Genomic DNA, 26,067 nt, shown 5'->3' on the forward strand with positions numbered 1-26,067 from the left:
GGTGTTTGCCACCGGTTCACGAGCAAACTGCATTGGCATATGGCGCCCAAAGACGGCCCCGAACACGATCATTCGCCCCAGGCGATCGCCGAACGCCTGGCCAGAGGCCCCACAGCCAACTACCTGCGCGACTGGGTTTACGGCGGGATCGACGGAACCGTTACGACTTTCGCGATCGTCGCGGGTGTCGTCGGCGCCGACCTTTCCGCCGCGATCGTCATCATCCTCGGCCTCGCCAACCTGTTCGCCGACGGGTTCTCCATGGCGGCGGGCAGTTACTCCGCTACCAAAGCCGAGATCGACGATTACCGTCGGCTGCGGCGACTGGAAGAACGGCATATCGAGCTGTTCCCGGAAGGCGAACGTGAGGAGATCCGGCAAATCTTTCTCGCCAAGGGACTCGACGGCCGTCAGCTCGACGAGATCGTCGAGACTATCGTTGCCAACCGCCAACTCTGGGTGGAGACCATGCTCCAGGAGGAATATGGTTTGGCCAGCGTCCAACGGTCGCCGATCAAGGCCGCCGCCACTACGTTTGCTGCTTTTGTCGTCTGCGGCGCGATTCCCCTGATCCCATTTCTGTTTGGGTTCGATGCTTCGGCATTGATCGCGACGATCATGACGGGAATCGTCTTCTTCCTGATCGGCTCCGCGAAAAGCGTCTGGTCGACGCAGCATTGGATCCTGTCGGGGCTGGAGACCACTACTATCGGCCTCGTCGCCGCCGGCGTGGCTTACGGGATCGGCTGGGCCCTCCGGGGCCTCATTTAGCCGGTTCGGGCAATGCCATAGCCGCTCGATACCGCTCGACCGGCTTCGTCATCGTCACGATCTCCTCGCTCTGGGTCGGGTGCAGAGCGACTGTCGCGTCGAAGTCGGCCTTCGTGGCCCCCATTTTGAGCGGAATGGCCACGAGTTGTGCCATTTCGGCGGCACCGGCGCCGATCGCGTGGAAGCCGAGAACCCGATCGCCCTCGCCGTCGACGATCAACTTGATCAGCATGCGCTCTTCACGGCCCGCAATCCGATGATGGAGCGGCTTGAAGCTGGCCTTGTAGATATCGACGGCATCATGCGCTGCCTTCGCCGCCTCCTCGGTCAGACCAACAGTGCCAACTTCGGGCTGGGTGAACACAGCGGTCGGAATCAGGTGATGGCTGACAGCCGTCGGTCGACCGCCGAACAATGTGTCGGCGACAGCTGACCCTTCTCGGATAGCGACAGGGGTGAGCTGAACCCGGCCGGTCACGTCACCGACAGCAAAGATGCTCTCAACGTTCGTCCGAGAGTAGGCGTCGACCTCGATCCGGCCGTCCGCTCCAAGCGCGACCCCCGCGTCCTCCAGGCCAATTCCGGTCGTATTCGGCGTCCGCCCGATGGCGAAGAGAACCTGGCCGGCGTTTAGCTGCTTGCCGGCGCTGGTCGAAACCGTCAAGCCGTCTGTCTTGCGCTCGATGTGCGAAATTGTCTCGTCGCAGACCACGTTTATACCGCGTCCTTCGAGGGCGCCATGCACAGCGCGCCGGATGTCCGCATCGAAGCCGCGCAGGATGTCGCGGCCGCGATGAACGACAGTGGTGTCGACGCCGAAGGCATTGAAAATGCCCGCGAACTCCAGCGCGATGTAGCCGCCACCAACAATGACGATCCGATCCGGCAGCCGTTCGAGATGGAAGGCATCGTCGGAGACGATGCCGTGTTCGAAGCCGTCGATCGTCGGATCGGTCGCCGGTCGGCCGCCGGTCGCGATGAGGATGTACCGTGCTGTCACCGGCCGATCCGAGCCGCTCAGCCGCACGCTGTGAGGACCGGCAATGGTGGCCCTAGCCCGGATTAGCTGAGCGCCCGACCGCTCGAGATTCCGGACATAGATGCCGCTCAGCCAAGTCGTATCGGCGTTGACGTTGTCGCGAAGCGTCGGCCAATCGAAGGTTACGCCCGTCGTCGTCCACCCGAAGCCGACAGAGTCCTCCAGGGCCTCGGCAAAGTGCGCCGAATGGACGAACAGCTTTTTGGGGACACAACCACGGACAACGCAGGTGCCGCCTACCTTGTCGTCCTCGGCGATGGCGACCCGCGCGCCGTGCTCCGCAGCGATGCGCGCCGCCCTGACCCCGCCCGAGCCCGCACCGATGACAAAAAGATCGTAGTCGTAGTCGGTCAAGAGGCGTGTCCCTCGATTTCGATCAGAATTCCTCTCCCTGCTCACGCAGCCTGACCCGGGTCGCCTCGATCAGTTCCTCGCGAACGCGGCCCGCCCAGGCTTGCGCAACGCCGAACGAATCGGAGATCACGCGTGGTCCGGTTTCATTGAACTTCCTGCCGGCCGGACTGTTGTAGAACTCGGCGATGGTAACGAGTTCGTCTTCGGTGAAGCCCTGAGCCCAGACGCGGGCCAGCTCCTGATCGAGATCGGACCGTCTTGGCACCAGGGTCAGCACGACTTCGTCGACCGTCTCGCCGATCACGGCATGCAGGTCGGGGCGAATGAGGATGAGCTGGCTCTTCACCGCTTCGGCGACCGCCGGCAGCAGGTCATCGTAGCTGCGCGCCGCTGGAGACGAACGAAGAGCGTCGAGGGCAGCCTCCAGATGCGTTTCGGTGATTTCCTGAGCTTTCACTGGCGTGACGCCAATAGCGGCGGCGAAGATCGCGGCTGAGAGGAATTTCTTCACGACCATGCTTGGACTCCTTGGTTCTCGACTGTTCAGCGGATGAATGTCTCGACACCCTCGTCGGTGCCGATGATCACGGCATCGGCGAGGTCGAGAAAGAGACCGTGTTCGACGACACCGGGGATAGTCGATAGCGCGACAGCAAGCGCCTTGGGCTCCGGAATCCGCCCCAAGGACATGTCCAGAATCGAGTGCCCACCGTCTGTCTTGAAGGTTCCGCCATCGCGCTCGCGCAAGACGATGTCACCGGAAAGCCCCAGGCGGCCCACCGCCGACTCGATCGCGAGTTGCGTCGCGCCTAGACCGAATGGAACCACTTCCACCGGTAGCTGGCATGCGCCCAGCTGGTCGACCTGTTTTGCCGCATCCACCACAACCAGCATTCGAGCCGACGCGGCAGCAACGATCTTCTCGCGGAGCAAGGCACCGCCGGCGCCTTTGATGAGGTTGAGGCTCGGATCGACCTCGTCGGCACCGTCGACCGTTAGGTCGAGAGCCGGGGTCTGGTCGAGCGTGGTCAGAGGAATCCCTTCCGACCGCGCCAGGTGCTCCGTCTTCTCGGAGGTCGGGACACCGACAACGTCAAGGCCGGATCGCACCTTCGCGCCAAGCAGCCGGACGAAATGATCGGCCGTGCGACCGGTGCCGAGGCCCAGCTTCATCCCGGCCCGGATCTCCGCCATCGCGGCTTCCGCGGCTTGTCGGCGCTGCATATCGTTGCCTGATACCTTCACGGCACGCGTCCGTGGCAACTTCCGCGGGAGCCAGCGAGCAACGTTGCGGAGCAATATCGAGGGGGCACGTGGCGGGTTCACCTTGATTTCAACGGGCGCTTGTTAGCATCTACCGTCATCGCTTCCAATCCGCCTTCGACTAGCATCGAGGGCGCCTCCCAAGTGGGTTCCCCGCGGAACGAGCCAATGTCTGAAAAGCCCCCGACTCTGGTCTTTGATCTTGATGGGACGCTGGTCGACACGGCCCGTGATCTCACCGGTGCACTCAATGCCGTGTTATCCGCGGAAGGCATGCAGCCTGTCAGGCACGAAGATGCACTCGGCATGGTGGGACAAGGCGCCCGCGCCATGCTGGCTGCCGGTGCCGTTCACAATGGTACACCCCTTGACGAGGACACCCTCGATCGGCTGATGGCCCGATTCATCGACCACTATGACGCTCACATCGCCGATCACGCTCGCCCCTATCCCGGCGCGGTTCAAGCGCTCGACCGTTTCGCCGCCGAGGGCTGGCGCCTGGCGGTTTGCACGAACAAACTCGAAGGTTTGTCCAAGTCGCTGCTCACGCGTCTCGGCCTCGCGGACCGTTTCGCCTTCATTGCCGGGCAGGACACGTTCTCGGTCCGGAAACCCGACCCTGGCCACGTCGTCGAAACGATCCGGGCGGCCGGCGGCGATCCTGGCCGGGCGGTGATGGTGGGAGATTCGGAGATCGATGTTGGCGCCGCCAAGGCGGCAGGTGTCCCCGTCATCGCGGTTACTTTCGGCTACAGCCAGAAGCCGGTCGCCGAGTTGGGCGCCGACGTCCTGATCGACCACTACGATGCCCTTTATGATGAAGTGTCGAGCCTTATGGCCCGCGCCGAATGAGGTTGCTCACAAGGCGGCGTACGATCAACGCTTCCGAATGTTGCCGACCCGCCGTGGGTCCCATAAGAAGGAGCCACCGACGGTCGAGAGCCGTCTCCGAGGGGTCCACGAGGAGGACAATCAATGCGTGTAACCCGAGTCGTCCTAGCGGCGGCCTTGGCAATAGGACCGGCGCTCGCCTTAACCGCTCCAACCCCGGGCTTCGCCAAGGACGGTGTCGGCATTGCCCTGATCGGCGGATTGATCGCCGGCGCGGCCATCGGCACCGCCGTGGCGGATTCGAAGAGGCATTCGCAGAAGGTTTACGTCAAACCGCCGCCACCCCCTAAAGCCGCGCCATTCAGCCCCCACCGCGGTGTCACCTGCTACCCGAAGCTTCATGCCTGCTACGACAACAACGGAACGTACAACGGCAAGTGGACCTGGAAAATCTATGCGCAATAGGGGCGGTCAGATGATGATCCTTTCGACAATCGGCAAGAGCGTACTCGGTATCGCAGCAGCCGCTGGCTTCGCGATCGGTGCCGCCGTTTCGGCCAGCGCGGACGATGAACACCTCGACGAGGTCTGGGCCGACGCGGTCGGTAACCAGGAGCCGATCCTGAGCGACAAGCAGTTCGGTCTGCTCAACAATCTCGCCTTCCAGGCGGCGGCGACCAAGATCTGCGGGTACGAACTCAACCACGACGATTTCACGACGGCGTTCGTGGACGCCACGACACCGGCGCCCGCCGACATGACCGACGAAGAGGCCGAGGAGTGGAAGACGGCCGTGGTGTTCCGGCTGGGGACCGTCTACGGCGTACTTCTCACGACGGGCAACGCCGACGCGGATTCGTTCTGCGCGAATGCCGCCGAAATGCGGGACGATCCCGAGGTCCCCCACGTCTGGCAATGAAGCGCCACGGCAGCGTCTCGTCGCTTGACACCTGACCCCGGCGGTTGCCATATCGCCGGGCACGGTGCGGGCGGTTAGCTCAGCGGGAGAGCACTCCCTTCACACGGGAGGGGTCACTGGTTCAATCCCAGTACCGCCCACCATTGGTCCTCGGCGCTGGAGCTAGCGACGTCGCTTCGCAAGGCGCGATTGCACCGATTTTCAAAGACGACGGCACGACCGCGGTTGTACGCTCACTGTACCGCGACTGATTTCAAAGACAGGCGTTCCGAGCCTGCCCCTTGAATTTGCTTGAGTTCCTCCAAATTAAGCGACTTGAGCGTTCGCTTCCTGAGGAGAGCACCCATGTCCCTTCGTCCGGTGCGTAGTGTCACGCAGGCCGAGCCCCATATCGAAGGGGCTGGTGTGAAGCTCCACCGCGCCTTCGGGTTCGGCAAGACGCGAGATTACGACCCGTTTCTGTTGTTTGACGATTTCCGCAACGAAAGGCCCGAGGACTATCTCGCCGGTTTTCCCTGGCACCCTCACCGCGGAATCGAGACGATCACCTATGTACTCTCCGGCGAAGTGGACCATGGCGACAGCCTTGGTAACCAAGGGACCCTTGGCGCCGGCGACGTGCAGTGGATGACCGCGGGAAGCGGTATCCTCCATCAGGAAATGCCGCGCGGTGACGATCGCGGCCGGATGCACGGATTCCAACTCTGGGCGAATCTCCCGTCCGCCCACAAGATGACCGCGCCGCGTTACCAGGACATTCCCGCCGTCGAAATCCCCGAGGTCATCGACGACGATGGCACGTGCGTCCGTGTTGTCTGCGGCGACTTCTGGGGAAAGGTTGGTCCCGTGGAAGGCGTGGCCGCCGATCCGCGCTACCTCGACATCTGGGTGCCGCCCGGCGTTCGGAAGCGCCTGCCCGTTGAGCTCGAGCGGCACGCCTTCGCTTACGTGTTCCAGGGGTCGGGAACATTCCGCGATGCATCGGAGCCGTTCGGCATCCTGACCGAGCGTGGCACGCCGGACAACGAAGTGCTGATTCGGGAGCAGACGGGCAACCGCTCGCTCGTATTGTTCGACAGCGGCGACGAGGTGACTGTTCAGGCCGGTGACGAAGGCATCCGCTTCCTGCTGATTTCGGGCAAGCCGATCAAGGAACCGGTGGCCTGGTACGGACCAATCGTGATGAACACACAGGCCGAACTGCAACAGGCGGCGCGCGAGCTTCGCGACGGGACCTTCATCAAGCATCCATAGCGGCGTCGGCGCTGAGAGACTGCCCAACAAATGGGCGTCGTCAGCGGTCGGGGCTGCTGACAGTTCGCGTTGGGTCGCCTACTGTTTCGCCGGGGTCATTTTGGGGAAACAGCATGCGGTTGCTCGCCGTTGCGGACCTGCACTATTCGCTTCCGAAATACGATTGGCTGCTGGCGACGGCCAGCAAGTACGACTTGGTGGTTATCGCCGGCGATCACCTCGACCTGACCTCGGGTGTCGACTTCAGGGCTCAGGCGGTTGTGGTCCGCAAGTATCTTGATCGGCTGAAGGCGCAGGTCCCGGTGCTCACATGCTCGGGGAATCACGACCTCGACTCGCGAAACGCGGAGGGCGAGAAGATCGCCCGTTGGGTGCGGGATCTGACCGCGGACGGCGTTCCTGCCGATGGCACCTCTTTTGTCCTCGACGACACGTTTTTCACGATCTGCCCCTGGTGGGACGGTCCGATCGAGCGCGAAGCGATCGCCAGGCAGCTTGCAACCGACAGCCCGAAGCGCGAGGGCCGGCGATGGATTTGGATTCACCACGCGCCGCCGATCGATTCACCGACGAGTTGGGGCGGGCAGCGCTCCTTCGGTGACCAGGAACTCAGCGACTGGATCAGGGAATACGCACCGGACATCGTGCTCGCCGGGCATGTTCACCAGTCGCCCTTCGTGCCGGACGGATCGTGGGTCGATTGGATTGGCGATACCTGGATCTTCAATGCGGGCCATCAATATGGGGCGCCGCCGTCCTGCATCATTCTCGATACGGACCAGAATGCGGCCGTCTGGCTGTCGGCAGCAGGCGCACAAGAGGTGTCACTCGACCAGCCTCTCGTTCGACCCATCCCACCGCTGACCTCACTGCCAGTCTGGCTTACATCATCGGATCCGGCTCCCGGTCCGATCCCGGCGTGAAATCGTCGTCCTGATGGTGGATCAAGGTATCCAGCACCTCAGACACCATGCTGAGGTGGTCGCCTTGTCCCTGATACTGACGTTTGATGTCCACCAGATAGGTCGTCGCCGCATTGAGCCTCTGAGCCAGCCCCTTGGCGATGGCCAGCGCGACGGTCGGGTTCTCTGACATGAACCTCGCTGCATCGTCGGTCACGCGCGCACTCACCGGCGTGGCCGCTCTGACCGTCGCGGTGTAAGGCCGATCAAGCAGAACCGACATCTCACCGAAGATCGAACCCGGCTCGGCGATACGGGCGATGGTCGTGTCGCCCCGCAAGACTTCGACAACTCCCTCTTCGAGCACAATCAGGCGGCCGGAGGCGCCGCCTTCGTCGATGATGATGGTTCCTTGTTCGAACTGCTCGGTGGCGAGCCTTTCGCAATGATCGAGTATGTCCTTCATTGAACCCCCTGCTGGCGGCCTGTCGCGGCCCGGATGAATGGCTGGCCGAGCATTCTCGGCCTGTCACGGCGCTCGAACACCCGTTGCTCGTCCATGCACGCCGCGTAGCTGCGGTCGATGAAACGCCGCACCTTGCGCTTCATGCCAAAACAACCCGCCGGGCCCGTCATCCGCTCTGCGGCCGGCACGAAGCGTGCGCCACATTTCAGGAAGATTGTCCGATGGGTTTCCTCGTGCCGCTTCAACGCCGCAACGAACGACGTCCAGAGCTGGCGGTTTTTTGCGCTCATGGAAGCGAAATCGACAGCCTTCGGCAGGGTCAGGACAAAGTTCCAACGGAAAGTCAGATCAGAAACCCGGCATTGCCCGCCCCTGGTCCCCACCGTGAATGTCAGATCATGATCGTGGGTAATGTTGGCGTAGGCGGGTCCGTCGTCCGGATCGATAATCGGATGCGCGTTCATGTACCGCCAAACCTCTGCGGGCGTCGTCCCGCGGACCAGATGATCCCGATACTTGGTCGAATGCACGAGATCGCCGACGGCAACTCCGGGCACGAGATAGGCGACAGCGCCCACGAGTGCGAAGAACCCAGCACATCGGAATGCCATCCCTGCCCCACCGAACAGATCGTCGACCACGGTCAGCCTGCGATAAAATATATCGCCTGCAAAGCGCCGTCGGTAAAAAACCCGCTAGCTATTGCCGTTGGCATCTGTAAAGGGAGGCGATCAAACGGCCATGATATCAGGAGTGTGGATATGGCGATCCGCGTTGTTGTTTGGGGTGAGAACATTCATGATCGTGAAAACGCAACCGTTCGCGAGCTCTATCCGAACGGAATGCACAATGCGATCGCCGACGCACTGAATCGTCAGAACGATATCGAGGCGACGACAGCGACGCTGGAGCAGCCGGGCCACGGGCTCTCTGCTGAGCGCCTGGCAGAAACCGACGTGCTCACCTGGTGGGGCCACAAGGACCACGGCGGCGTCGATGACGCGATCGTCGAGCAGGTCGTTCAGCGCGTGTGGGAAGGCATGGGGCTTCTGGTTCTGCACTCGGGCCACTTCTCCAAGGTCTTCAAGCGTCTGATGGGCACCCCGTGTTCGCTGACCTGGCGGGAGGCCGGCGAGAAGGAGCGGGTCTGGGTCATCAACCGCAACCACCCGATCGCAGCCGGCCTCGGACCGTATTTCGAAGTGCCGCAGTCGGAGATGTATGGGGAGCCTTTCACCGTTCCCGAACCGATGGAGACCGTGTTCATCTCCTGGTACGACGGTGGCGAAGTGTTCCGCTCAGGCCTGACCTACCAGCGCGGCGCCGGCCGGATCTTCTATTTCGCGCCCGGCCACGAGGTCTATCCGATCTACAACGATCCGAACGTGCAGACCGTCCTGCAGAACGCCGTTCGGTGGGCCCATAACCCGGCTGCCCCGTGGAAGGATATCGCGAACGCGCCGAACCGGCCGGTCGGAGCGGCATTGGAACCGATCGAGGAGAAGGGACCGAGCCTGCACGCGCCCGGTGAAGCCGGTTTCCGCTAGGCCGATGCCATGATCCGACTCCTGATCATCGGGACGGGCAGCATGGCCCGTCAGCATGTCCTGTCGTTTCGGGTGATCGACGATGTCGAGATCGTCGGGGCCGTCGAACCGAACGAAGAGCGGCTGAAAGCCTTCGCGGAAGAGCACCGAATACCCAACACATTTCCCGATCTCGAGGCAGCCATCGCCTGGGGCGAGTTCGACGCCGCGAGCAACGTGACGCCGGATGCCTTCCATCATCCGTTGTCGATGCAACTTATCGAGGCCGGGAAACATGTCCTCTGCGAGAAGCCGCTGTCCACCAACTATCCCCTCGCTTTGGAGATGACCAAAGCAGCGGAGCGGCGTGGCCTGATCAATATGGTCAACCTCACGTTTCGTGCCGCGCCCTGCCTCGACATGGCTCGGCAGATCGTGACCAGTGGCGAGATCGGTGAAATCCGCCATTTCGAAGCATCGTACCTGCAAAGCTGGCTTGTCGGTCACCATTGGGGCGACTGGCGGACCGACGAGCGCTGGCTGTGGCGACTGTCGACCGAACACGGCAGCCATGGCGTGATCGGCGACATCGGGATTCATGTCATCGACTTCGCCACATATGCTGCGGGCAAGGACATCGTCTGGATGGAAAGCCGCGCAAAGACCTTCCAAAAGGCCGAAGGGGACAGGATTGGCGACTATGTCCTGGATGCAAACGATTCCTTCGCGATGACGGTCGAACTCACCAACGGCGCGCTCGGCGTGATCCACGCGTCTCGGTGGGCAACGGGGTACGCCAACATGATGCGCCTCGACGTATTCGGCAGTCATGGGGCGTTGCAGATGACCGCCGACGGTCGACGGTCCTGGTTGGGCAAGTGTATCGGCGCCGACATCGACACCCAGTCATGGCGGGAGGTGCATTGCCCGCCGGTCAAAACGGTGTTCCAGCGGTTCGCCGAAGCAATCGAAACTGGCGAAAACGGCGATCCCGACTTCCGGCGCGCTGCCGACATCCAGCGGGTCCTCGATCTTTGCCTGCAGGCCGGCAGCCGCAGTCACGGCGGCGTGAGGCTTGACTGACGAAGCAGCCAAAACGTTGCAGGTACACCACACCGGGGCGAAATCCGGGCCGTCAGTTGGGCATTGAGACCGCGATCACTTGCCCATCGGGGCGAGATTCGGGCAAATATGAGCCGGAATCGTGCGTTGGGCGCACGAACTGCGATTCGAGGGCCTACCTGATGCGGAAAATGATGCTCGTTCTCGCGGGCTTGGCGTTCTCCGGGATGGTTGCAGCGGACGCCAATGCCGCTGTCAAATCCTTCTGGGATCAAGAGACGAAAAAGTGGGTCAAGTACGACACAAGCGTCAAGCGTGTAGTGCCTCGTAACTACTCGCCGATCAAACGGCGCGTAATCGACTATGATGGCCCGTTCAAGCCCAACACCATCATCATCAACACGTCCGAGCGGCGGTTGTACTACGTGATGAAGGACGGCAAGGCGTTGAAGTACGGAGTCGGCGTGGGCCGGCAGGGCTTTCAGTGGTCGGGCACTGATCGTGTTTCGCGCAAGGCGGAGTGGCCGGGTTGGACCCCACCGCCCGAAATGATCGCGCGCGAACGCAAGAAGGGCCGCATCCTGCCGAAGTATATGAAGGGCGGTCCGCGCAACCCCCTTGGCGCCCGGGCGCTCTACATCGGCGATACGCTCTATCGGATTCACGGCTCCAATGAGCCTTGGTCAATCGGCCGAGCGGTGTCGTCCGGCTGCATCCGGCTCACCAACGACGACGTCAAGCACCTCTACAACCAGGTGAGAGTCGGTACCCGCGTGGTCGTTCTCACAGGCAAGGAGAGTAAGGCCAAGATCATGGCGCTGGCCAATCCGCCCGCGCCGAAGAAGCCGGCCACCGTTGCGATGGAAGACGAGGCTAAGGACGGCGACAACGCTCAGGTTGCTGCCAGGTCGTCGGCGAAGGCCAAAGACGACGAAGTCGTGATCCTGGCTCCGGCGGACGAAGGAGAAGAGGCGGTCTCGGAAGAGACAACCGGTACGGTGAAGTCCGCCCCGCGGGTCAAGGACGACGATGTCATGGTACGGGCACCAGCGACTGCTGAACCCGAGGCGACCGAAGCCCGCGTCAAGGACGACGATGTAGTGACGCCCGATTCGGCCGAAGCTGACGTGACAGCGGCTGTTGTCGAACAGGCCGTCGCCGCCAACTAACCCGCACAAGGGTCATAACATTGCGCGCAGGTCGATGGCCTGCGCGTTTTTATGTCTCGCGTCGCAGGCCCTTCGCGTCGAGTTCCGCAAGGTAACCGGACCACAGCTCCGCCTGCTCCGCCCCTATTTTCCGCAGGTAGCGCCAGGAATACAATCCTGTGTCGTGGCCATCGGAGAAAACCAAACGAACGGCGTAATTGCCCACCGGCTCCACCGCCGATACTGACACATCGATCTTCCCGGGAACCGTCTTTCGTTGCTCGGGGCTATGCCCCTGAACCTCCGCTGACGGACTCACGACACGTAAGAACTCCGCTGGTAAGCTAAACGCCTGCCCGTCATCGAACTGAACGCGAAGCGATCGCTTGTCCTTCGCCAGCCGAATTTCGGTGGGCCATGGGTCTTGGGTACTCATGACTGTTGAGTAGGGATTGGCGGTTCACGGTGCAAGCGCTGCCGCTTTGAATTGATGCGCCGGTTCGCTATCTAACGATATAGCCGTCGAAACAGGTCGAAGATCGAGACCGATATGAAATCCAGCCCGGCATACCCACCGCTCGTCGATCCGTTTCGGCGGGCGATCACCTATCTCCGGGTGTCGGTGACGGACCGGTGCGATTTTCGTTGCGTTTATTGCATGGCGGAGGACATGACGTTTCTCCCGAAAAGGGAGGTTCTCAGCCTTGAGGAACTCGACCGTCTTTGCTCGGCCTTCGTGGCGCGGGGCGTTCGCAAACTCCGCCTAACCGGTGGCGAGCCCCTGGTTCGAAAGAACATTCTGAGCCTGATCCAATCGCTCTCTCGTCACCTCGACACCGGCGATCTCGAAGAATTGACGTTGACGACCAACGGCTCGCAACTGTCACGCTATGCCGACAAGCTGGCCGATCTCGGCGTGCGGCGGATCAACGTATCGATCGACACGCTCGATCCGGCGACATTCAGACAAATCACACGGTGGGGGGATCTCGACCGTGTTCTTGAGGGTTTGCGTGCCGCGCAATCGGCAGGCTTGAAGATCAAGGTCAACACGGTCGCGCTGAAAGGCGTCAACGACCATGCCTTCGACGAGATGATCCGGTGGGTGCACGGGCAGGATATGGACCTGACTCTGATCGAAACGATGCCGCTTGGCGCGATTGAGGATGATCGGACCGATCAGTACGTCTCGCTCGCCGATGTCCGCCGAGATCTCGAACAGCGGTGGACACTGATCGACATCCCATTTCAGACCGGCGGACCGGCGCGCTACGTCTCGATCGCGGAAACCGGCGGCCGGATCGGCTTTATCACGCCGCTCAGCCACAATTTCTGCGAGTCGTGCAATCGTGTGCGGGTGACCTGTACCGGCACCCTTTACATGTGTCTCGGACAGGACGACGCGGCCGATTTGCGAACGCCACTGCGAAGCTCCGACGGCGATGAGCTGTTGCACACGGCCATCGACGAGGCGATTGCGCGAAAACCAAAAGGACATGATTTCATCATCGACCGGCGTGGCGCCCCGCCAGCTCTGGCGCGCCACATGAGCGTTACCGGCGGGTAACCGCGCCAGACGTCTTGCCCTTTCCCGCGACAAAAGGGATTGCGCCCGCGACCGGTCGGCGGCACTGTGTTGGCCTTACCCAAGACTTGGTCCTAGCGGCGTCCGCCGCCGGCCCCCTGGAATAGCGCGAGGCGACATGACTCCGTTCCGCGAGAACCTGCGCGGCATTATTGGTGTGTCCGTCTGCAACCTGTTGTTTCTGATCAACGATACCATGCTGAAAGTGGCAAACAGCGAGATGCCGCTGGGTCAGCTTCTGTTTGTTCGCGGCCTCTTCGCTGCGGTGTTGCTCGTACCATTCGTCGTCGCGACCGGCGCGCACCGGCAGTTTGGCCTGATCTGGAACTGGCCGCTGTTCTGGCGGACCGTTTCGGAAATCCTGGCCGCAATATTATTCCTCACCGCCCTCTTTCAGATGCCGATCGGCAACATCAATGCCATCCTTCAGGTCGTGCCTCTGATGGTCACGGCCTGCGCCGCGGTATTCCTCGGCGAGTACATAGGCTGGCGTCGCTGGCTCGCGATCGGAATAGGTTTCACCGGCGTCCTGATCATCATCCGGCCGGGCCTCGAGGGCTTCAATGTCTTCAGCCTCGTGGCTCTCGCGGCCATGGGCTTCATCACTCTGCGCGATATGACCACCCGTGTGATGTCCCGCGCGATCTCGGCGCTTCTGATCGCGTTCGTCACTGCTATCGCGGTGTGTTTGACCGGCCCTGTTTTGGGGCTGGTTTTGCGAGAAACCTGGGCACCGGTGAGTTTACAGGGTTTCGTACTCACGGCCGGTGCGGCGGTGTTCCTGATCGGCGGGTATCTCACTGCCGTCGATTTCATGCGTCATGGCGACATCTCGGTGATCGCACCATTTCGCTACTCAGTCGTGTTGTGGGCGATCCTGGTCGGCTTCCTGGTTTGGGGAGAAGTCCCCGACCTGCCGATGCTGATTGGCACGGTCGTCATCGTTGCTACCGGAATCTACACGTTCCATCGCGAACGGCGCCTGGCGCAGATCATCGTCGAAAGCGATGTCGACCGATGACCGCCGCATCCCCACCGTCGATAGCTCCCGTTCCGCTTATCCTCATCCTGGTCGCGGTATCGGCCATCAATCCGATCGCCGTGAACATGTTCGTGCCGGCGATGCCGGCAATGATGCGCGCCTTGGACACCAACCAGGCGATGATCCAGCTGGTCCTTTCCGGGTACCTGTTCGCGACCGCGTTCGGCCAGCTGGTGCTCGGCCCGCTGTCCGATCGGTTCGGGAGGCGACCGGTGCTGCTGGCCGGGCTCGGCGTGTTCATCGCCGCCAGTGTGCTAGCCGCGGCTGCGCAGTCGATTACCGTCCTCGTCGTGGCCCGCATCTTTCAGGGTTTCGGCGGATGTGTGGGTATCGTCCTCGGGCGCGCGATCATTCGCGATCGTTTCGAGCGCGACGAAGCGGCCAGCATGATTGGCTACGTGACGATGGGGTTCGCGATCGCGCCCATGGTCGGCCCATTCATCGGCGGCCTATTGAACGACAACATCGGCTGGCGATCGGTGTTTGTGCTGCAAACCGGGCTTGCCGTCGCCGTTGCGCTCGCAGCTTATGCCCTCCTGCCCGAGACGCATACCCCCGCGCGTGAAACCGAAGCCCGGCCAACGTTGCGCCATAGCTTTGCGATCCTGTCACGCATCCCGGCGTTCTGGGCATATTCGCTGACCTGCGCATTCGGAACGGCGGTGTTTTTCTCCTTCCTCGGTGGAACGCCGTTTGTTGCCATCGACCTCATGGGACTCACCGGGACCCAGTACGGGCTCTACTTCATGCTCGTGCCAGGTGGCTTCATCATCGGCAATTTTCTGACGGCGCGTTATTCGAGACGCGTGGGCATCGAGATCATGCTGATCGCGGGCAGCTTGGTCGCCCTCACCGCGGTCCTGGGGATGTCGATCGCTTTCCTGATGGGCTGGTATCATCCGCTGGCCTTGTTCCTACCCATGTATGCGATCGGCTTCGCGAACGGACTGACCCTTGCCAATTCCATTGCCGGAGCCGTGTCGGTACGGCCCGACATCGCGGGCGCGGCATCGGGGATCGCCGGAAGCCTCCAGATCGGCTTGGGAGCGGTCGCTACTCAGGCGATCGGCGCCGTTCTCGAGATCGCTCGATCACCTTTTCCGATGACAATCGCGATGGCGCTGTTCGCGGCAACCGGCTTGACCATGGCGATCTGGACTCGGACCGCCCGGAGCTAGCGAGACCGCAGGCCCGTTCCTTTGAATTGGAATGAATCCAGAAGATATTCTTTGACAACAACGGCTGATTTCCAGCAAATATTGGTCGTCATAGACATTTTTTACTAAGTCTAAACTGATTTGTTTTGAGGAATTCTAAGTAAGAATCCTCAACGCACTCCGTTTGGGCGAGAAAAGCGACAAGGAAAGAAACCCATGCGGTTCATCGGACTACAACAAGCGGCCAGAGCCCTCCTGACGGCTATGGTTCTCGGTAGCGGCGGCGGCGCCGTTCTGGCGGCGGACGCGAACAGCGTGTTGACGAATTACGCTGACATCGCGCTTGCCGGCTATCAGGACTCGCTGACGACCGCCCAGGCTCTGGACGCCGCCGTCGACAATCTCATTGCGAATCCCTCGGACGCGACGCTCAACGCTGCACGCGCTGCATGGATTGCGGCCCGCGTACCGTACCAGCAGACCGAGGTTTACCGTTTCGGAACGCGATCGTCGACGACTGGGAGGGTCGCGTAAACGCCTGGCCCCTGGACGAAGGCCTGATCGACTATGTCGACGTCTCCTATGGCACTTCGTCAGACGATAATCCGCTCTACACCGTCAACGTCATCGCCAATCCGAAGTTGATGGTTGACGGCGTCGAGGTCGATGCGACGATCATCTCGGCGGAAATTCTGGAGAACATCCTGCAAGAGGCCGGAGGCGTCGAGGCGAACGTGGCCACCGGTTACCACGCCATCGAGTTTCTGCTCTGGCGCCAGGACCTCAACGGGACTGGCGCAGGCGCAGGCCACCGTCCGGCTACCGATTTCGATTCAGCCAACTGCACCGGCGGGAACTGTGAACGCCGCGCCGCGTACCTCAAGGCTGTCTCCGTCCTCCTGATCGACGATCTTCAAGAGATGGTCGATAACTGGACTGATGACGGCGCGGCACGTGAAGCGGTGATGGCCGACACGCAGGCCGGGATTGCGACAATCCTGACCGGCATGGGTTCATTGTCGTATGGAGAGCTTGCCGGGGAGCGCATGAAGCTTGGACTGCTGCTTCACGACCCCGAGGAAGAGCATGATTGCTTCGCCGACAACACCGTGAACTCGCACTACTTCGATCAAATCGGCATCCGCAACGTCTACACGGGCACCTACCGTCGCGTTGACGGCACGGTCGTTCAGGGCCCATCGGTGGCGGACCTCGTCGCAGCGGCTGATCCGGCGCTTGACCAGGAAATCAGGGAGAAGCTGGACGCGACGGTCGCCGACATGGCGGCCATGCGGGCCCGGGCGGAGAGCATCGAAGCCTATGACCAAATGATCGGCGAAGGAAACGAAGCCGGGAATGCAGTCGTCCAGGCCGCCATCGATTCCCTGATAGATCAGACGCGATCGATCGAACGCGCCATCGTCGCCCTTGACCTGGGCTCGATTGAACTGGAAGGCTCTGACAGCCTCGACAGCCCCGAGGCCGTGTTCCAGTAATCCGGCGTGGCGGTTGCGTCCCTACCGGACGCGGCCGCCATCTGGACAGATGCATATATGAATGACTGCGTGATGACTTCGTTACTTCGCCATCGACCGACGATCCTGGGGGCCGGTTCGGTCGCCCTTGTTGCCGCCTTCGCCACCGCGTCGGCTGCCGTTCTATCCCACCGAACCGACCTCGATGCTGCCGACCGCGAGCGCGTAGCCGCCATAACGACTCCCACGACCGATTTCACCAAAGCAGAAGGTTTCGAGCGCAACACGGCCGGCGCTGCGACCGCAATAGCCCGCCCGAACCACAACGCTTTCTCGTTCCCGCTCGCCAATCTGAGCTTCGAGGGGCAGCAAGACTTCAAGGTCGGCAACGGCCTGTTCAAGAAGGTCTGGGTGTCGTCGCCGGCGTCGACCCAGGCGTCAGATGGTCTCGGCCCGCTCTTCAACGCCCGCGCCTGCGAGCGCTGTCATGTCAAGGACGGTCGCGGACGGCCGCCGTTGACACCGGACGAGCCAGCGGTGTCGATGTTCCTGCGGCTGTCGGTACCGCCATCGACCGATAGCGAGCGAGCGGCGCTCGCCGACAAGACGGTATTACGCATCCCGGAACCGACCTATGGGGGCCAACTCCAGAACTTTGCCGTTCCCGGCCTGCCCGCCGAAGGGCAAATGCGGATCGCCTACGAGGAGGAAATCGTCGAATTGAACGGCGGTGAAACCGCCTCGCTCCGCAAGCCGACCTACACGATCAGCGACCTCGGCTACGGGTCGCTGGCACCGGATGTGATGGTGTCGCCGCGGGTGACGCCCCCCATGATCGGCGTCGGGCTTCTCGAGGCGATCCATGCTGATGATATCCTGAGCCAAGCCGATCCGGAGGATGCCGACGGCGACGGGATCTCTGGTAGACCGAGCATGGTTCGCGATCCGGAGACCGGTGAGCTTGTCTTGGGTCGTTTCGGGTGGAAGGCCTCGACGCCGACCATCGAAGCCCAAACCGCCGATGCCTTCTCCGGTGACATCGGAATCTCGACACCGCATGTCCCAGCCTCGTACGGCGACTGCACCGAAAACCAGTCGGCATGCCGCGAGGCGCCACACGGCGTCCAGGCGGCACTCGGGTCCGTGGAGGCACCGGATCCGGTGATGGAGTTGGTCACGTTCTACAGTCGCAACGTTGCTGTCCCGCCGCGGCGCGATTTCGACGATCCGGAAGTACTCCGGGGTAAGGCGCTCTTTTACGACTACGGCTGCATCGACTGCCACACGCCGAAATACGTGACGAGCCGGGACGCGCCGCAGCGCGAACACCAGTTTCAGCTCATATGGCCCTATACCGATCTGTTGCTTCACGAAATGGGCGAAGGCCTCGCCGACAACCGCCCGGTCGGCGATGCGTCGGGGAGCGAGTGGCGGACGCCGCCGCTGTGGGGGATTGGGCTGACCGAGACTGTCAACGGCCACACATTTTTCCTTCACGACGGGCGGGCGCGGAACCTGCTTGAAGCGGTACTCTGGCACGGCGGCGAAGCGCAGGCGTCCCGCGATCAGGTCGTCGCGGCCGCGCCGGACGAGCGCGACGCGTTGATACGTTTCCTGGAGTCGCTGTGAACGGAACGCGATCCGCCGCAGCTTCGGTGGTCTTCGCGGCTTGGCTGGCGGTCGCACCGGCCAACGCGCAGGGCGACGGCACTGAGGCGATTGATTTCGAACCGGTGGTCAAGGCCGCCGTCGAGGACGTGATCATCCCAGGCTATGAGGCGCTGATTGATCCGGCCGAAAACCTCACACTTGCGGTCCGACACCTGTGTGCCGAGCCCAGCGCTGAAACACTCAATCAGGCGCGAGCAGCATTTCCACCGTTGATCGAAGCCTGGTCGGCGGTCGAGATGTTTCGTTTCGGGTCGGCCCGCGATCAGAATCGCTACGAACGTCTTTTCTTCTGGCCGGATCGCCGCAGCATCGGCTTGCGCCAGGTGCAGCGGCTACTCGCGGAGGAAAACGAAAGCGCAACTGACATCGAAACCCTGCGCGACAAGAGCGTAGCCGTTCAGGGGCTATTGGCGCTTGAATATGTGCTGTTCGGCGAGGGCAGCGAAGCGATGGCGACCGACCCGCCGGAAAGCTACCGTTGCCACTACGGTGCAACCATTGCCGCAGCGGTCACTGCGGTGGCGGAGATAACGGATGACTGGCGAGCGCCTACCGGGTTCGCCAACGTAATGATCGACGTGGGGCCCGAGAACCCGCTCTACCGAACGCATAGCGAAGCCATGCAACAGCTATTGCAGTCGGCTCGCGAACAGTTGCAGTTCGTCCGCGACCTTAAGCTCGCCCGCCCGCTTCGCGACAATGCCGCAGCGGCCAACCCGAAGGCAGCGCCATTCTGGCGCTCCAACCTGACCGAACGCGCTGTCGCCGTGAATCTCCAGTCGGTCGCAAGCCTCGTGTCGGCCAGCGGGTTGACCGAGCAAATGCCGAGTGACCAGACGCGGCTCATCGACTCCCTGCTTTTTGAACTGCGACAGGCCGAGGCGGCAATCACCACGGATGAAGCGGCACCGTGGATCGAGGCCGTTCGTGAGCCGGAACGCCATGAGCGGCTCACGTACAGCCTGGTGCCACTCGGTGCTGCCGTCACGATACTTGAGGAACGACTGCCGGCGGCGCTTGGTCTGATCGCGGGGTTCAACTCGCTTGATGGCGATTGACCGGCGACTGTTCCTGAAGGCGTCAGCGACGCTTGGCCTCACCCCGATCGGAGCCATCGCCGCTGCAGACGGTCAGCCGGCGTTTGTCGCGGCGCGCCGATATGGCGACAGCTATTCAATCGCTGTGATCGACAGCGCTGGCCGGGTCGTTTTCAGCGAACCGTTGAGCAGCCGGGGGCACGCCATAGCGGTCTCGCCTGAACGCAATACCGCCGTTCTGTTCGCCCGACGGCCGGGCACATTTGCGATCGCCGTCGACCTTGCCAACAGGCGTTCGATCGGCGCTTTCGCCCCTCCCGCCAACCGCCACTTCTATGGGCACGGCCTCTACTCCGGCGACGGTCGGCTGCTCTTCGCCACCGAGAACGACTTCGAAAATGAGCGCGGCGTCCTTGGTGTTTACGACGTCGGGGCTGGCTTCCGGCGGATTGGCGAGTTCGACACCCACGGCATCGGCCCGCATGAAGCGATCCTGATGCGGGATCGACGGACGATCGTGGTCGCCAATGGCGGGATCGCAACCCATCCGGATTTCGCACGACAACAACTCAACATTCCAACCATGGCACCGTCGCTGGCCTATCTCGACGCTGGGACCGGCGACCTAATCGAGGAAACAGCCCTCCCCGACGCGTATCATCAGCTCTCCATCCGCCACATTGCAGAGGCAGCGGACGGAACCATCTGGTTCGGCGGGCAATACGAAGGCGGCGGATTTGACCCTGTCGCGTTGGTCGGTACGCATCGGCTTGGTGGCGCGCCCGCGCTGGTCGGCGCTCCCGACGGATACACGGCGATGCGTCACTACATTGGATCGGTGGCCGTCAGCGGTGATCGGCAACGAGTTGCGGTGACCAGTCCGGTGGGTGGCCGCGTGCTCGTCTTCGATGCGACCTCACGCAACCTGATCGACCAGTGGGCCACCAGCGACGTTTCCGGGGTCGCGCCAAGTGGAACCGGCTTCATCACGTCAGATGGAAGCGGCAAGCTGTGGCACGGGCGCCGGCTGATCGGCGAGACCGCTGACACTGCCTGGGACAATCACATCACTGCTGTCGGGTGAACGGTACTGGCTACTCCTCGATCACGATCCGCGGCGGCGGTCGGCCGCCTTCGGAGCGTTCGCGCTCGACACCCTCCCATGCGCGGGTCGCGATGTCCCGATAGGCGATGGCGTAGGGGCTGTCGGGATCGGCGGCGACAATCGGCGTGCCAGCGTCGGAGGTTAGGCGTATCTCCAGATCGAGCGGCACCTCGCCGAGGAACGGAACGCCCAGGAGCTGCGCCTCGTCTCGCGCACCGCCATGAGAGAATATGTCGGTCCGCTCACCGCAATGCGGGCAGAGGAAGTAGCTCATGTTCTCGACGATGCCGAGCACTGGTACGTCGACCCGTTGGAACATCGCCAATCCCTTGCGGGCATCGATCAGGGCCAAGTCCTGCGGCGTCGAGACGATAACCGCGCCGGCGAGAGGCACTTGCTGGGCCATGGTCAGTTGTGCGTCACCGGTTCCCGGCGGCATGTCGACGACCATGACATCCAGTGAGCCCCACTGAACTTCGCGCATCATCTGATTGAGCGCGGAGATAACCATCGGGCCGCGCCAGATCATTGGCGTCTCTTCCTCGACGAGGAAACCGATCGACATCGCCTCGACGTCGTACGCACGTAGTGGTTTGAGCGTCCGCCCGCCGACGATCTCCGGCTTCTGATCTCGGAGATTGAGAAGCCGAGGCAGCGATGGCCCGTAGATGTCCGCATCCAAGATACCGGCCTTGAGGCCGTTCGCCTGAAAAGCGAGGGCCAGATTGACGGCCGTCGTCGACTTGCCGACACCCCCCTTCCCGCTCGCCACAGCGATGATCGCGTCGACGCCGGGGATGCCCGCCTTGCCACGCGACGGCGGCTCGCCTCGCGGATCCGGTCCGGTAAAGCGACTGCCCGGCGGCTGGCGCGCAGCTCCGGTCGGGGGACCACCGCCCTTCTTCTCGGCCGTGAGGACCACCATTGCGCTCTCGACACCTGGTATCTCCCGAACGGCGGCATCGGCTGCGGCGCGCAATGGTTCGAGCGAAGCCGCTTGCTCGGCCGGAACGGTGATCGAGAACATCACCTTGCCGTCCGACACGAGCACGTCGGATACGAGCCCCAGCGAGATGACGTCGCTCGTCCCGTCGGGCCCGGCTACACCACGCAGGCGCTCGATCACTTGGTCTTTGGTTACATCAGGCATCGCGGCACTCGTCAGTTATCCCGCGTGCGACCATAACGATCGCTTGCCGCACCTCAAGACAAGAAGGATGCGTCTCATGGCGCAAGGCGAGGCACTCAGGGTACACTGTTCTTCAAGATCATCGACCAGAGTGACACGCATGACGCATCAGGAAACCACGTCGTCGACGAGCGCCACACCTGCTTCACGGACACCGGCCTCCCAGATCATTGCCCTGGTCATATTCGTGGTGCTTTGTTTTGCCGCTGCCTATGTCGGCCAGTTGGCAACCGCCCCAAACATCCCGACCTGGTACGCAAGCCTCGAAAAACCGCCGTTCAATCCGCCAAACGAGGTGTTTCCGATCGCCTGGGGGATTCTCTACACCCTTATGGCGATCGCTGCCTGGCTGGTGTGGCGAACGCCTGATAGCCGGCCAAGGACCTGGGGTCTGGTGGCGTTCGCGGCCCAACTCGTTCTTAACGTTGCCTGGTCCTGGGGATTCTTTGGAGCGCAGAGTCCGCTCTTGGGATTGGTGATCATCATCCCGTTGATACTGGCGATCCTTTGGGCGACGGCGCTCTACTTCCGCGTCACTCGCCTTGGCGGTGCGCTGATGCTGCCCTATCTCGGATGGGTTTGTTTCGCGACGGTGCTCAACATCGCCATCCTGACACTCAACTAGCAAGGGTCAGAAAAACAAAGCCGCCGGCGTGCCGGCGGCCTTCACATATGCACCGGCCTTTTCGGCCGGCGCCACGCCCCCCTAAGTCGCGACCTGCAAGTCGACCGCCTTCGGCCCCTTTCCGCGCTTGTCCGGCTCAGTCTCGAACGAGATCCGCATGCCGTCAGTCAAGGCCGGGATGCCCGAACGTTCCACTGCAGTGACATGGACAAACACGTCGTTTCCGCCATCGTCGGGCGTGATGAAACCGTAGCCCTTCGATGCATTGAAGAATTTCACGGTGCCGTTTTGACGCATCAGGTAACCTTTTCGATTTTCGAGTCGTCATTCCGTCGGCTTGCGCCGCACGGGTCTCGCAGGCTTTTCAGATGTCGGCGAAGGAAGTACCGCGTTTGTGTCAGTGGTCCGGCCACCGTCATTTCGGATTTCCGCCCGCTGCCAGGCATTCGTCTGCGCCTGAGCGTCCTCTCCAGTCTCCGCCGGGTTCCGATAAAATGCCCGCAAATGGATTTATGCGGCAGAAATGGCCAGAGCGCAATGGTTGGGTGCGTCGATGTGAACCAGCCAATGTCGGTCCGGCAGCGCTCCGCTGACCCGCAAAACGGGTCCAAGGGAAGACGACAGACGATTTCGCCAAGCGCGTCTCTGTCATAATTTCGCCGAGGAATCGTCAACCTTAAGCGTCGAGGGGGACGCGATCGCTGCTGTTGCGGCGATCAGGGTACGTGCACTAGACCGCACGCCCGGCGCTCACGAGAGGACTCCCCCGATGCGGTTTCGATCCTTTGCAATTGGTCTGCTGTTTGCCGCGCTGGCTCCAGCAATTGCACACGCAGCCTATACGACCACGGCGGTCAACGTTCGCAGCGGTCCAAGTACGAAGTACCACGTCATCACCACCGCACCACCCGGTGCATGGGTTAAGGTCCAACGCTGCGTGCCGCGCTGGTGCAAGGTGAACTTCCATGGCGTTCGCGGGTGGATGTCTGCGGCCTATATCGCACACGGTCCGCGGCCGCGCGCCTATGCTCCGAAGCCCTACTACGCTCCGAAGCCATACTACCGGCGGCTACCGCCACCGCGCTATTACCATCGCTATCCGTATCGATATCCGCGCAGCGGTTTCGGTTTCTACTTCAGCTTCAGCAACTGAGCGCGATCCGAGTCTGCGTCTCGAGTCGCATCGCGACAAGCAACGTTGATCATGAGCCATGGGAGCGCATTGTTTTGATCAGCCGTGACGGACGCGGTGTGTCACCGATGCGCTTTTCGGTGTCGAAGAAAACGACGCGCGATCAAGGAGCGGCGACTACGAACTGTCGATGCTCGATTGTCGCGCGTTGAGTCATGCACATCGTTCTTACGTCGCCAAACTTCTATCGACGTGGATGTCGGCTTTGTTTTGAATTAGCGCGATATTAACCGGCAAGGTGAATTAGAATGCGCAACGCGGGTCGATTCGCGATCCGGCACGAAGAGGAGAAATACCTTGGCGAAGACAGCAACCCGGAAGACGGCGGCAAAAAAGGCTCCGGCCAAAAAAGCTGCCGCCACGCGGACCGCGACGAAAAAGCCTGCCGCCCGCGCGACGTCCGCTCGTAAGACCACCGCCGCTCGCAAGACGACGGCAGCACGGAAGACCACGGCAGCACGGAAGACAACTGCCGCGAAGAAACCAGCGGCACGCAAGACCACTGCTGCGAAGAAGCCCGCCGCGCGGAAGACGGCGGCAGCGAAAAAGACCACCGCGCGCAAGACGACGACCGCGAGAAAGCCAGCGGCACGCAAGACGGCCGCAGCGAGAAAACCCGCGGCTCGGAAAACCACAGCGCGGAAGACAACTGCGTCGAGGAAGCCGGCGGCACGCAAGACCACTGCGGCAGCGAAAAAGCCTGCGGCGCGGAAAACCACCGCACGTAAGACGACTGCTCGCAAGACGACGGCTGCGAAGCCGACGGCTCGCCGGGCTACCGCGGCGAAGAAGTCCACCGCGCGTCGGGCTCCGGCACGGCGCACGACGGCCAAGCGGTCCTAGCACCCTCGCTCACGCCGCCACCTAAGTCGGAAGCACCGACGTCGATGGCGGCGTGTGCAGTTTGGAATTCCCGTTGTAGCAATCGGCCGTCGGGCTCTGCCGACGGCCGATTTTTCTATGCGCTCGCTACCGAAAAGCCTTTCGTTTCAGTAACTAAAACATCGAGCGAACGTCGGCGCTGTAGGTCGGGAAGGCGTAGGTCGCCTGCTTCATCTCGGTCGCGGTGATCGCATGCCGCATGGCCATCGCGAACTGATGGATAAGCTCCTCGCCAGCATGACCGACGATATGGGCCCCGCATATGAGATCGGTGTCGGTATCGACAATCACTTTCGCCCAGGCTTCGCTCTCAGCGAAGGTTCGCGATGACAGCCAACCGCTCATGTCGTTGACCTCGACCCGAGTATTCAGTTCTGCTTCACGTGCAGCGGCCTCGGTGAGACCAACCATTGCGTAGGTCGGGATCGTGTACAGCGCTGACGGGATCTGCCGATAGTCCGGTCGCTGCCGCGAACCACCGGCGATGTTTTCGCCAATGATGTTTCCCTCAAGGGTCGCGACCGGTGACAGTTGAGGCTTACCGACGAGAGCGTCGCCGCCAGCCCAGACGGCAGGGTTCGACACGGATCGAAAATGGTTGTCCGTAGTGATGCGACCACGGTCCATGGCGACACCCGCTGCCTCGAGGTCGAGGCTGTCGAGATTGGCAACTCGACCGGCGCCGTTGACGACGAGATCGGCATCGATGCGATGCGTCGTACTGCCCGAACGAAACGTCACACGGCGACTCTGACCGTTGGCTTCGATGCTCTCGACGACGATGTCTTTGTGCAATTCGACTCCGATGCGTTCGGTCTCTGCAACGACACGGGCGACACCATCCTGATCGAACGGACCGAGGAAGTGCGGCGCAGCTTCCAGAATGGTGACCCGCGTTCCGGCGCGTGCGTAAACATGGGCGAACTCAAATGCGATCACACCGCCGCCAATGAACACGACGTGACGAGGCTGGCGTGGATCCGACAGGACCTCGTCCGACGTCACCATCAGTTCAGCACCCGCGATCGGCAATTGGCGCGGAGCCGATCCTGTCGCGACGACGATGTGCTGCGCCTCCAACACGTCGCCATTGACCGCAACGCTGTTCGGTCCAACGAACTGGCCCTGTCCTTCGATCACCGTTACGTCGCGATCGTCCAGTGCCTGCCGAAACCGGTTCGGAAGCCCCTCGATCAATCCTTTCTCGCGTCCGATCAACCCGGCCCAATCGAGTTCCGGCTTTGCAACAGAAATCTTATGCTCGCCGGCCCTGGCGATTTCGTCGAGCGCATGCGCGGCCGCCACTAGGACTTTCTTGGGCGTGCAACCGCGGTTCGAACAGGTCCCACCGAGCAGCGACGGTTCGAGGACGGCGACCGACAGCCCCGCCTTGCGCGCCGGACCCGTCACTCCGATTCCGGCATTGCCGCCGCCAATGACGACCACATCAAATTGTTTGTTGACCATGATTTTCGCCTCTGTTCCCAGCACTGCCAATCTAGGTGTGCGGCGGAAGGCGATCACGCACGGGCCGATCACTTTGATGTGGCCGAATCCATCCGCGAAACGCCT

27 protein-coding genes, 1 tRNA gene and 1 pseudogene are annotated in these 26,067 nt (G+C 62.1%); 20 read left to right on the top strand and 9 right to left on the bottom strand.

The features are described 5' to 3' along the window. The first annotated feature begins 39 nt into the window (after nucleotides 1–39). Nucleotides 40–771 (top strand): VIT1/CCC1 transporter family protein, encoded by a 732-nt coding sequence (locus ACO076_RS17720; protein ID WP_421724142.1) that lies wholly within the window; start codon nucleotides 40–42, stop codon nucleotides 769–771. On the opposite strand, the gene gorA is transcribed toward ACO076_RS17720, so the two are convergent. The 3 genes from gorA to rpiA are packed head-to-tail and all read right to left on the bottom strand — an operon-like array spanning nucleotide 764 to nucleotide 3,388. Next, complete coding sequence (gene gorA / locus ACO076_RS17725) at nucleotides 764–2,164, bottom strand: glutathione-disulfide reductase (protein WP_421724143.1); 1,401 nt, start codon at nucleotides 2,162–2,164, stop codon at nucleotides 764–766. The genes ACO076_RS17720 and gorA overlap by 8 nt on opposite strands. 22 nt (nucleotides 2,165–2,186) lie before the next feature. After that, nucleotides 2,187–2,681: a DUF2059 domain-containing protein gene (locus tag ACO076_RS17730; protein WP_421724144.1), complete on the bottom strand. Its 495-nt coding sequence runs from the start codon at nucleotides 2,679–2,681 to the stop codon at nucleotides 2,187–2,189. Between the two features lie 26 nt (nucleotides 2,682–2,707). Beyond that, nucleotides 2,708–3,388 (bottom strand): ribose-5-phosphate isomerase RpiA, encoded by a 681-nt coding sequence (rpiA, locus tag ACO076_RS17735; protein ID WP_421726769.1) that lies wholly within the window; start codon nucleotides 3,386–3,388, stop codon nucleotides 2,708–2,710. Nucleotides 3,389–3,595: 207 nt separating this feature from the next. On the opposite strand from rpiA, the gene ACO076_RS17740 reads away from it, so the two are divergent. The 6 genes from ACO076_RS17740 to ACO076_RS17765 all read left to right on the top strand — a co-directional run bounded on the left by ACO076_RS17740 (nucleotide 3,596) and on the right by ACO076_RS17765 (nucleotide 7,354). Beyond that, nucleotides 3,596–4,279 (top strand): phosphoglycolate phosphatase, encoded by a 684-nt coding sequence (locus tag ACO076_RS17740; protein WP_421724145.1) that lies wholly within the window; start codon nucleotides 3,596–3,598, stop codon nucleotides 4,277–4,279. A gap of 123 nt (nucleotides 4,280–4,402) precedes the next feature. Then, the gene (locus ACO076_RS17745; RefSeq protein ID WP_421724146.1) at nucleotides 4,403–4,723 is read left to right on the top strand and encodes a hypothetical protein; all 321 of its coding nucleotides are present in this window, start codon (nucleotides 4,403–4,405) and stop codon (nucleotides 4,721–4,723) included. A gap of 13 nt (nucleotides 4,724–4,736) precedes the next feature. Then, on the top strand, nucleotides 4,737–5,177 hold the full coding sequence (locus tag ACO076_RS17750) for a hypothetical protein (RefSeq protein WP_421724147.1): 441 nt from the start codon (nucleotides 4,737–4,739) through the stop codon (nucleotides 5,175–5,177). Between the two features lie 68 nt (nucleotides 5,178–5,245). Beyond that, nucleotides 5,246–5,320 (top strand) — tRNA-Val (locus ACO076_RS17755). A gap of 202 nt (nucleotides 5,321–5,522) precedes the next feature. Continuing rightward, complete coding sequence (locus ACO076_RS17760) at nucleotides 5,523–6,431, top strand: pirin family protein (RefSeq protein WP_421724148.1); 909 nt, start codon at nucleotides 5,523–5,525, stop codon at nucleotides 6,429–6,431. A gap of 113 nt (nucleotides 6,432–6,544) precedes the next feature. Then, nucleotides 6,545–7,354 (top strand): metallophosphoesterase family protein, encoded by an 810-nt coding sequence (locus ACO076_RS17765; RefSeq protein ID WP_421724149.1) that lies wholly within the window; start codon nucleotides 6,545–6,547, stop codon nucleotides 7,352–7,354. On the opposite strand, the gene ACO076_RS17770 is transcribed toward ACO076_RS17765, so the two are convergent. After that, nucleotides 7,314–7,799 carry a Crp/Fnr family transcriptional regulator gene (locus tag ACO076_RS17770; RefSeq protein ID WP_421724150.1) on the bottom strand — a complete coding sequence of 162 codons (486 nt, stop codon included), beginning with the start codon at nucleotides 7,797–7,799 and terminating at the stop codon, nucleotides 7,314–7,316. The two genes, ACO076_RS17765 and ACO076_RS17770, sit on opposite strands and share 41 nt — an antisense overlap. After that, nucleotides 7,796–8,410 (bottom strand): DUF922 domain-containing protein, encoded by a 615-nt coding sequence (locus ACO076_RS17775; RefSeq protein ID WP_421726770.1) that lies wholly within the window; start codon nucleotides 8,408–8,410, stop codon nucleotides 7,796–7,798. Before ACO076_RS17775 ends, ACO076_RS17770 begins: the two co-directional genes overlap by 4 nt. Nucleotides 8,411–8,560: 150 nt before the next feature. Here ACO076_RS17775 and ACO076_RS17780 point away from each other — a divergent pair, with 150 nt between their 5' ends. The 3 genes from ACO076_RS17780 to ACO076_RS17790 all read left to right on the top strand — a co-directional run bounded on the left by ACO076_RS17780 (nucleotide 8,561) and on the right by ACO076_RS17790 (nucleotide 11,556). Beyond that, nucleotides 8,561–9,346, top strand: a complete 786-nt coding sequence (locus ACO076_RS17780) for a ThuA domain-containing protein (RefSeq protein WP_421724151.1) — start codon at nucleotides 8,561–8,563, stop codon at nucleotides 9,344–9,346. A gap of 12 nt (nucleotides 9,347–9,358) precedes the next feature. Then, nucleotides 9,359–10,408, top strand: coding sequence for a Gfo/Idh/MocA family protein (locus tag ACO076_RS17785; RefSeq protein ID WP_421726771.1), 1,050 nt, complete (start codon nucleotides 9,359–9,361; stop codon nucleotides 10,406–10,408). 173 nt (nucleotides 10,409–10,581) lie between these two features. Further along, nucleotides 10,582–11,556, top strand: coding sequence for a L,D-transpeptidase family protein (locus ACO076_RS17790; RefSeq protein ID WP_421724152.1), 975 nt, complete (start codon nucleotides 10,582–10,584; stop codon nucleotides 11,554–11,556). Nucleotides 11,557–11,605: 49 nt separating this feature from the next. Here ACO076_RS17790 and ACO076_RS17795 read toward each other — a convergent pair whose 3' ends face one another. Beyond that, complete coding sequence (locus tag ACO076_RS17795; protein ID WP_421724153.1) at nucleotides 11,606–11,971, bottom strand: gamma-butyrobetaine hydroxylase-like domain-containing protein; 366 nt, start codon at nucleotides 11,969–11,971, stop codon at nucleotides 11,606–11,608. Between the two features lie 114 nt (nucleotides 11,972–12,085). Here ACO076_RS17795 and moaA point away from each other — a divergent pair, with 114 nt between their 5' ends. From moaA to ACO076_RS17830, 7 genes and pseudogenes are all read left to right on the top strand, one after another. Then, complete coding sequence (gene moaA, locus ACO076_RS17800; RefSeq protein ID WP_421724154.1) at nucleotides 12,086–13,102, top strand: GTP 3',8-cyclase MoaA; 1,017 nt, start codon at nucleotides 12,086–12,088, stop codon at nucleotides 13,100–13,102. Between the two features lie 136 nt (nucleotides 13,103–13,238). Beyond that, the gene (locus ACO076_RS17805; RefSeq protein ID WP_421724155.1) at nucleotides 13,239–14,141 is read left to right on the top strand and encodes a DMT family transporter; all 903 of its coding nucleotides are present in this window, start codon (nucleotides 13,239–13,241) and stop codon (nucleotides 14,139–14,141) included. After that, nucleotides 14,138–15,340 carry a multidrug effflux MFS transporter gene (locus ACO076_RS17810; protein ID WP_421724156.1) on the top strand — a complete coding sequence of 401 codons (1,203 nt, stop codon included), beginning with the start codon at nucleotides 14,138–14,140 and terminating at the stop codon, nucleotides 15,338–15,340. Before ACO076_RS17805 ends, ACO076_RS17810 begins: the two co-directional genes overlap by 4 nt. A 195-nt stretch (nucleotides 15,341–15,535) precedes the next feature. Then, nucleotides 15,536–16,815: pseudogene (locus ACO076_RS17815) on the top strand (imelysin family protein). A 72-nt stretch (nucleotides 16,816–16,887) separates the two neighbouring features. Beyond that, the gene (locus tag ACO076_RS17820) at nucleotides 16,888–18,423 is read left to right on the top strand and encodes a di-heme oxidoredictase family protein (RefSeq protein WP_421724157.1); all 1,536 of its coding nucleotides are present in this window, start codon (nucleotides 16,888–16,890) and stop codon (nucleotides 18,421–18,423) included. Then, a complete protein-coding gene (locus ACO076_RS17825; protein ID WP_421724158.1) occupies nucleotides 18,420–19,523 on the top strand; it encodes an imelysin family protein in 1,104 nt (367 codons plus the stop codon). Before ACO076_RS17820 ends, ACO076_RS17825 begins: the two co-directional genes overlap by 4 nt. Further along, nucleotides 19,513–20,586, top strand: coding sequence for a DUF1513 domain-containing protein (locus ACO076_RS17830; protein ID WP_421724159.1), 1,074 nt, complete (start codon nucleotides 19,513–19,515; stop codon nucleotides 20,584–20,586). The genes ACO076_RS17825 and ACO076_RS17830 overlap by 11 nt, the downstream gene beginning before the upstream one ends. 10 nt (nucleotides 20,587–20,596) lie before the next feature. Here ACO076_RS17830 and ACO076_RS17835 read toward each other — a convergent pair whose 3' ends face one another. Next, a complete protein-coding gene (locus ACO076_RS17835; RefSeq protein ID WP_421724160.1) occupies nucleotides 20,597–21,757 on the bottom strand; it encodes an Mrp/NBP35 family ATP-binding protein in 1,161 nt (386 codons plus the stop codon). 139 nt (nucleotides 21,758–21,896) lie between these two features. Between ACO076_RS17835 and ACO076_RS17840 the strand changes: the two genes are divergently transcribed. Continuing rightward, nucleotides 21,897–22,421, top strand: coding sequence for a TspO/MBR family protein (locus ACO076_RS17840; RefSeq protein WP_421724161.1), 525 nt, complete (start codon nucleotides 21,897–21,899; stop codon nucleotides 22,419–22,421). An 81-nt stretch (nucleotides 22,422–22,502) separates the two neighbouring features. Here the strand turns inward: ACO076_RS17840 and ACO076_RS17845 are convergent, their stop codons facing one another. Beyond that, nucleotides 22,503–22,718, bottom strand: coding sequence for a cold-shock protein (locus ACO076_RS17845; RefSeq protein WP_421724162.1), 216 nt, complete (start codon nucleotides 22,716–22,718; stop codon nucleotides 22,503–22,505). Nucleotides 22,719–23,190: 472 nt separating this feature from the next. Here ACO076_RS17845 and ACO076_RS17850 point away from each other — a divergent pair, with 472 nt between their 5' ends. Together ACO076_RS17850 and ACO076_RS17855 are read left to right on the top strand one after the other, a co-directional pair. Next, nucleotides 23,191–23,574: an SH3 domain-containing protein gene (locus ACO076_RS17850; protein WP_421724163.1), complete on the top strand. Its 384-nt coding sequence runs from the start codon at nucleotides 23,191–23,193 to the stop codon at nucleotides 23,572–23,574. A gap of 336 nt (nucleotides 23,575–23,910) precedes the next feature. Next, a complete protein-coding gene (locus ACO076_RS17855) occupies nucleotides 23,911–24,456 on the top strand; it encodes a histone H1-like repetitive region-containing protein (protein WP_421724164.1) in 546 nt (181 codons plus the stop codon). Nucleotides 24,457–24,609: 153 nt separating this feature from the next. Here the strand turns inward: ACO076_RS17855 and ACO076_RS17860 are convergent, their stop codons facing one another. Further along, nucleotides 24,610–25,962, bottom strand: a complete 1,353-nt coding sequence (locus tag ACO076_RS17860; RefSeq protein ID WP_421724165.1) for a dihydrolipoyl dehydrogenase family protein — start codon at nucleotides 25,960–25,962, stop codon at nucleotides 24,610–24,612. Nucleotides 25,963–26,067: the final 105 nt, after the last annotated feature.

Source organism: Bauldia sp., assembly GCF_965232525.1.
Taxonomy (GTDB): Bacteria; Pseudomonadota; Alphaproteobacteria; order Rhizobiales; family Kaistiaceae; genus Bauldia.

Bases quoted from the DNA above. Each gene is read 5' to 3' on its own strand.
- ACO076_RS17765 (WP_421724149.1), top strand. From the start codon at position 6,545: ATGCGGTTGCTCGCCGTTGCGGACCTGCACTATTCGCTTCCGAAATAC.
- ACO076_RS17840 (WP_421724161.1), top strand. From the start codon at position 21,897: ATGACGCATCAGGAAACCACGTCGTCGACGAGCGCCACACCTGCTTCA.
- ACO076_RS17795 (WP_421724153.1), bottom strand. From the start codon at position 11,971: ATGAGTACCCAAGACCCATGGCCCACCGAAATTCGGCTGGCGAAGGAC.
- ACO076_RS17750 (WP_421724147.1), top strand. From the start codon at position 4,737: ATGATCCTTTCGACAATCGGCAAGAGCGTACTCGGTATCGCAGCAGCC.
- ACO076_RS17845 (WP_421724162.1), bottom strand. From the start codon at position 22,718: ATGCGTCAAAACGGCACCGTGAAATTCTTCAATGCATCGAAGGGCTAC.
- ACO076_RS17720 (WP_421724142.1), top strand. From the start codon at position 40: ATGGCGCCCAAAGACGGCCCCGAACACGATCATTCGCCCCAGGCGATC.
- ACO076_RS17805 (WP_421724155.1), top strand. From the start codon at position 13,239: ATGACTCCGTTCCGCGAGAACCTGCGCGGCATTATTGGTGTGTCCGTC.
- ACO076_RS17775 (WP_421726770.1), bottom strand. From the start codon at position 8,410: ATGGCATTCCGATGTGCTGGGTTCTTCGCACTCGTGGGCGCTGTCGCC.
- ACO076_RS17835 (WP_421724160.1), bottom strand. From the start codon at position 21,757: ATGCCTGATGTAACCAAAGACCAAGTGATCGAGCGCCTGCGTGGTGTA.
- ACO076_RS17790 (WP_421724152.1), top strand. From the start codon at position 10,582: ATGCTCGTTCTCGCGGGCTTGGCGTTCTCCGGGATGGTTGCAGCGGAC.
- rpiA (WP_421726769.1), bottom strand. From the start codon at position 3,388: ATGCAGCGCCGACAAGCCGCGGAAGCCGCGATGGCGGAGATCCGGGCC.
- ACO076_RS17745 (WP_421724146.1), top strand. From the start codon at position 4,403: ATGCGTGTAACCCGAGTCGTCCTAGCGGCGGCCTTGGCAATAGGACCG.
- ACO076_RS17780 (WP_421724151.1), top strand. From the start codon at position 8,561: ATGGCGATCCGCGTTGTTGTTTGGGGTGAGAACATTCATGATCGTGAA.
- moaA (WP_421724154.1), top strand. From the start codon at position 12,086: ATGAAATCCAGCCCGGCATACCCACCGCTCGTCGATCCGTTTCGGCGG.
- ACO076_RS17850 (WP_421724163.1), top strand. From the start codon at position 23,191: ATGCGGTTTCGATCCTTTGCAATTGGTCTGCTGTTTGCCGCGCTGGCT.
- ACO076_RS17730 (WP_421724144.1), bottom strand. From the start codon at position 2,681: ATGGTCGTGAAGAAATTCCTCTCAGCCGCGATCTTCGCCGCCGCTATT.
- ACO076_RS17770 (WP_421724150.1), bottom strand. From the start codon at position 7,799: ATGAAGGACATACTCGATCATTGCGAAAGGCTCGCCACCGAGCAGTTC.
- ACO076_RS17830 (WP_421724159.1), top strand. From the start codon at position 19,513: ATGGCGATTGACCGGCGACTGTTCCTGAAGGCGTCAGCGACGCTTGGC.
- ACO076_RS17810 (WP_421724156.1), top strand. From the start codon at position 14,138: ATGACCGCCGCATCCCCACCGTCGATAGCTCCCGTTCCGCTTATCCTC.
- ACO076_RS17740 (WP_421724145.1), top strand. From the start codon at position 3,596: ATGTCTGAAAAGCCCCCGACTCTGGTCTTTGATCTTGATGGGACGCTG.
- ACO076_RS17860 (WP_421724165.1), bottom strand. From the start codon at position 25,962: ATGGTCAACAAACAATTTGATGTGGTCGTCATTGGCGGCGGCAATGCC.
- ACO076_RS17760 (WP_421724148.1), top strand. From the start codon at position 5,523: ATGTCCCTTCGTCCGGTGCGTAGTGTCACGCAGGCCGAGCCCCATATC.
- ACO076_RS17820 (WP_421724157.1), top strand. From the start codon at position 16,888: ATGACTTCGTTACTTCGCCATCGACCGACGATCCTGGGGGCCGGTTCG.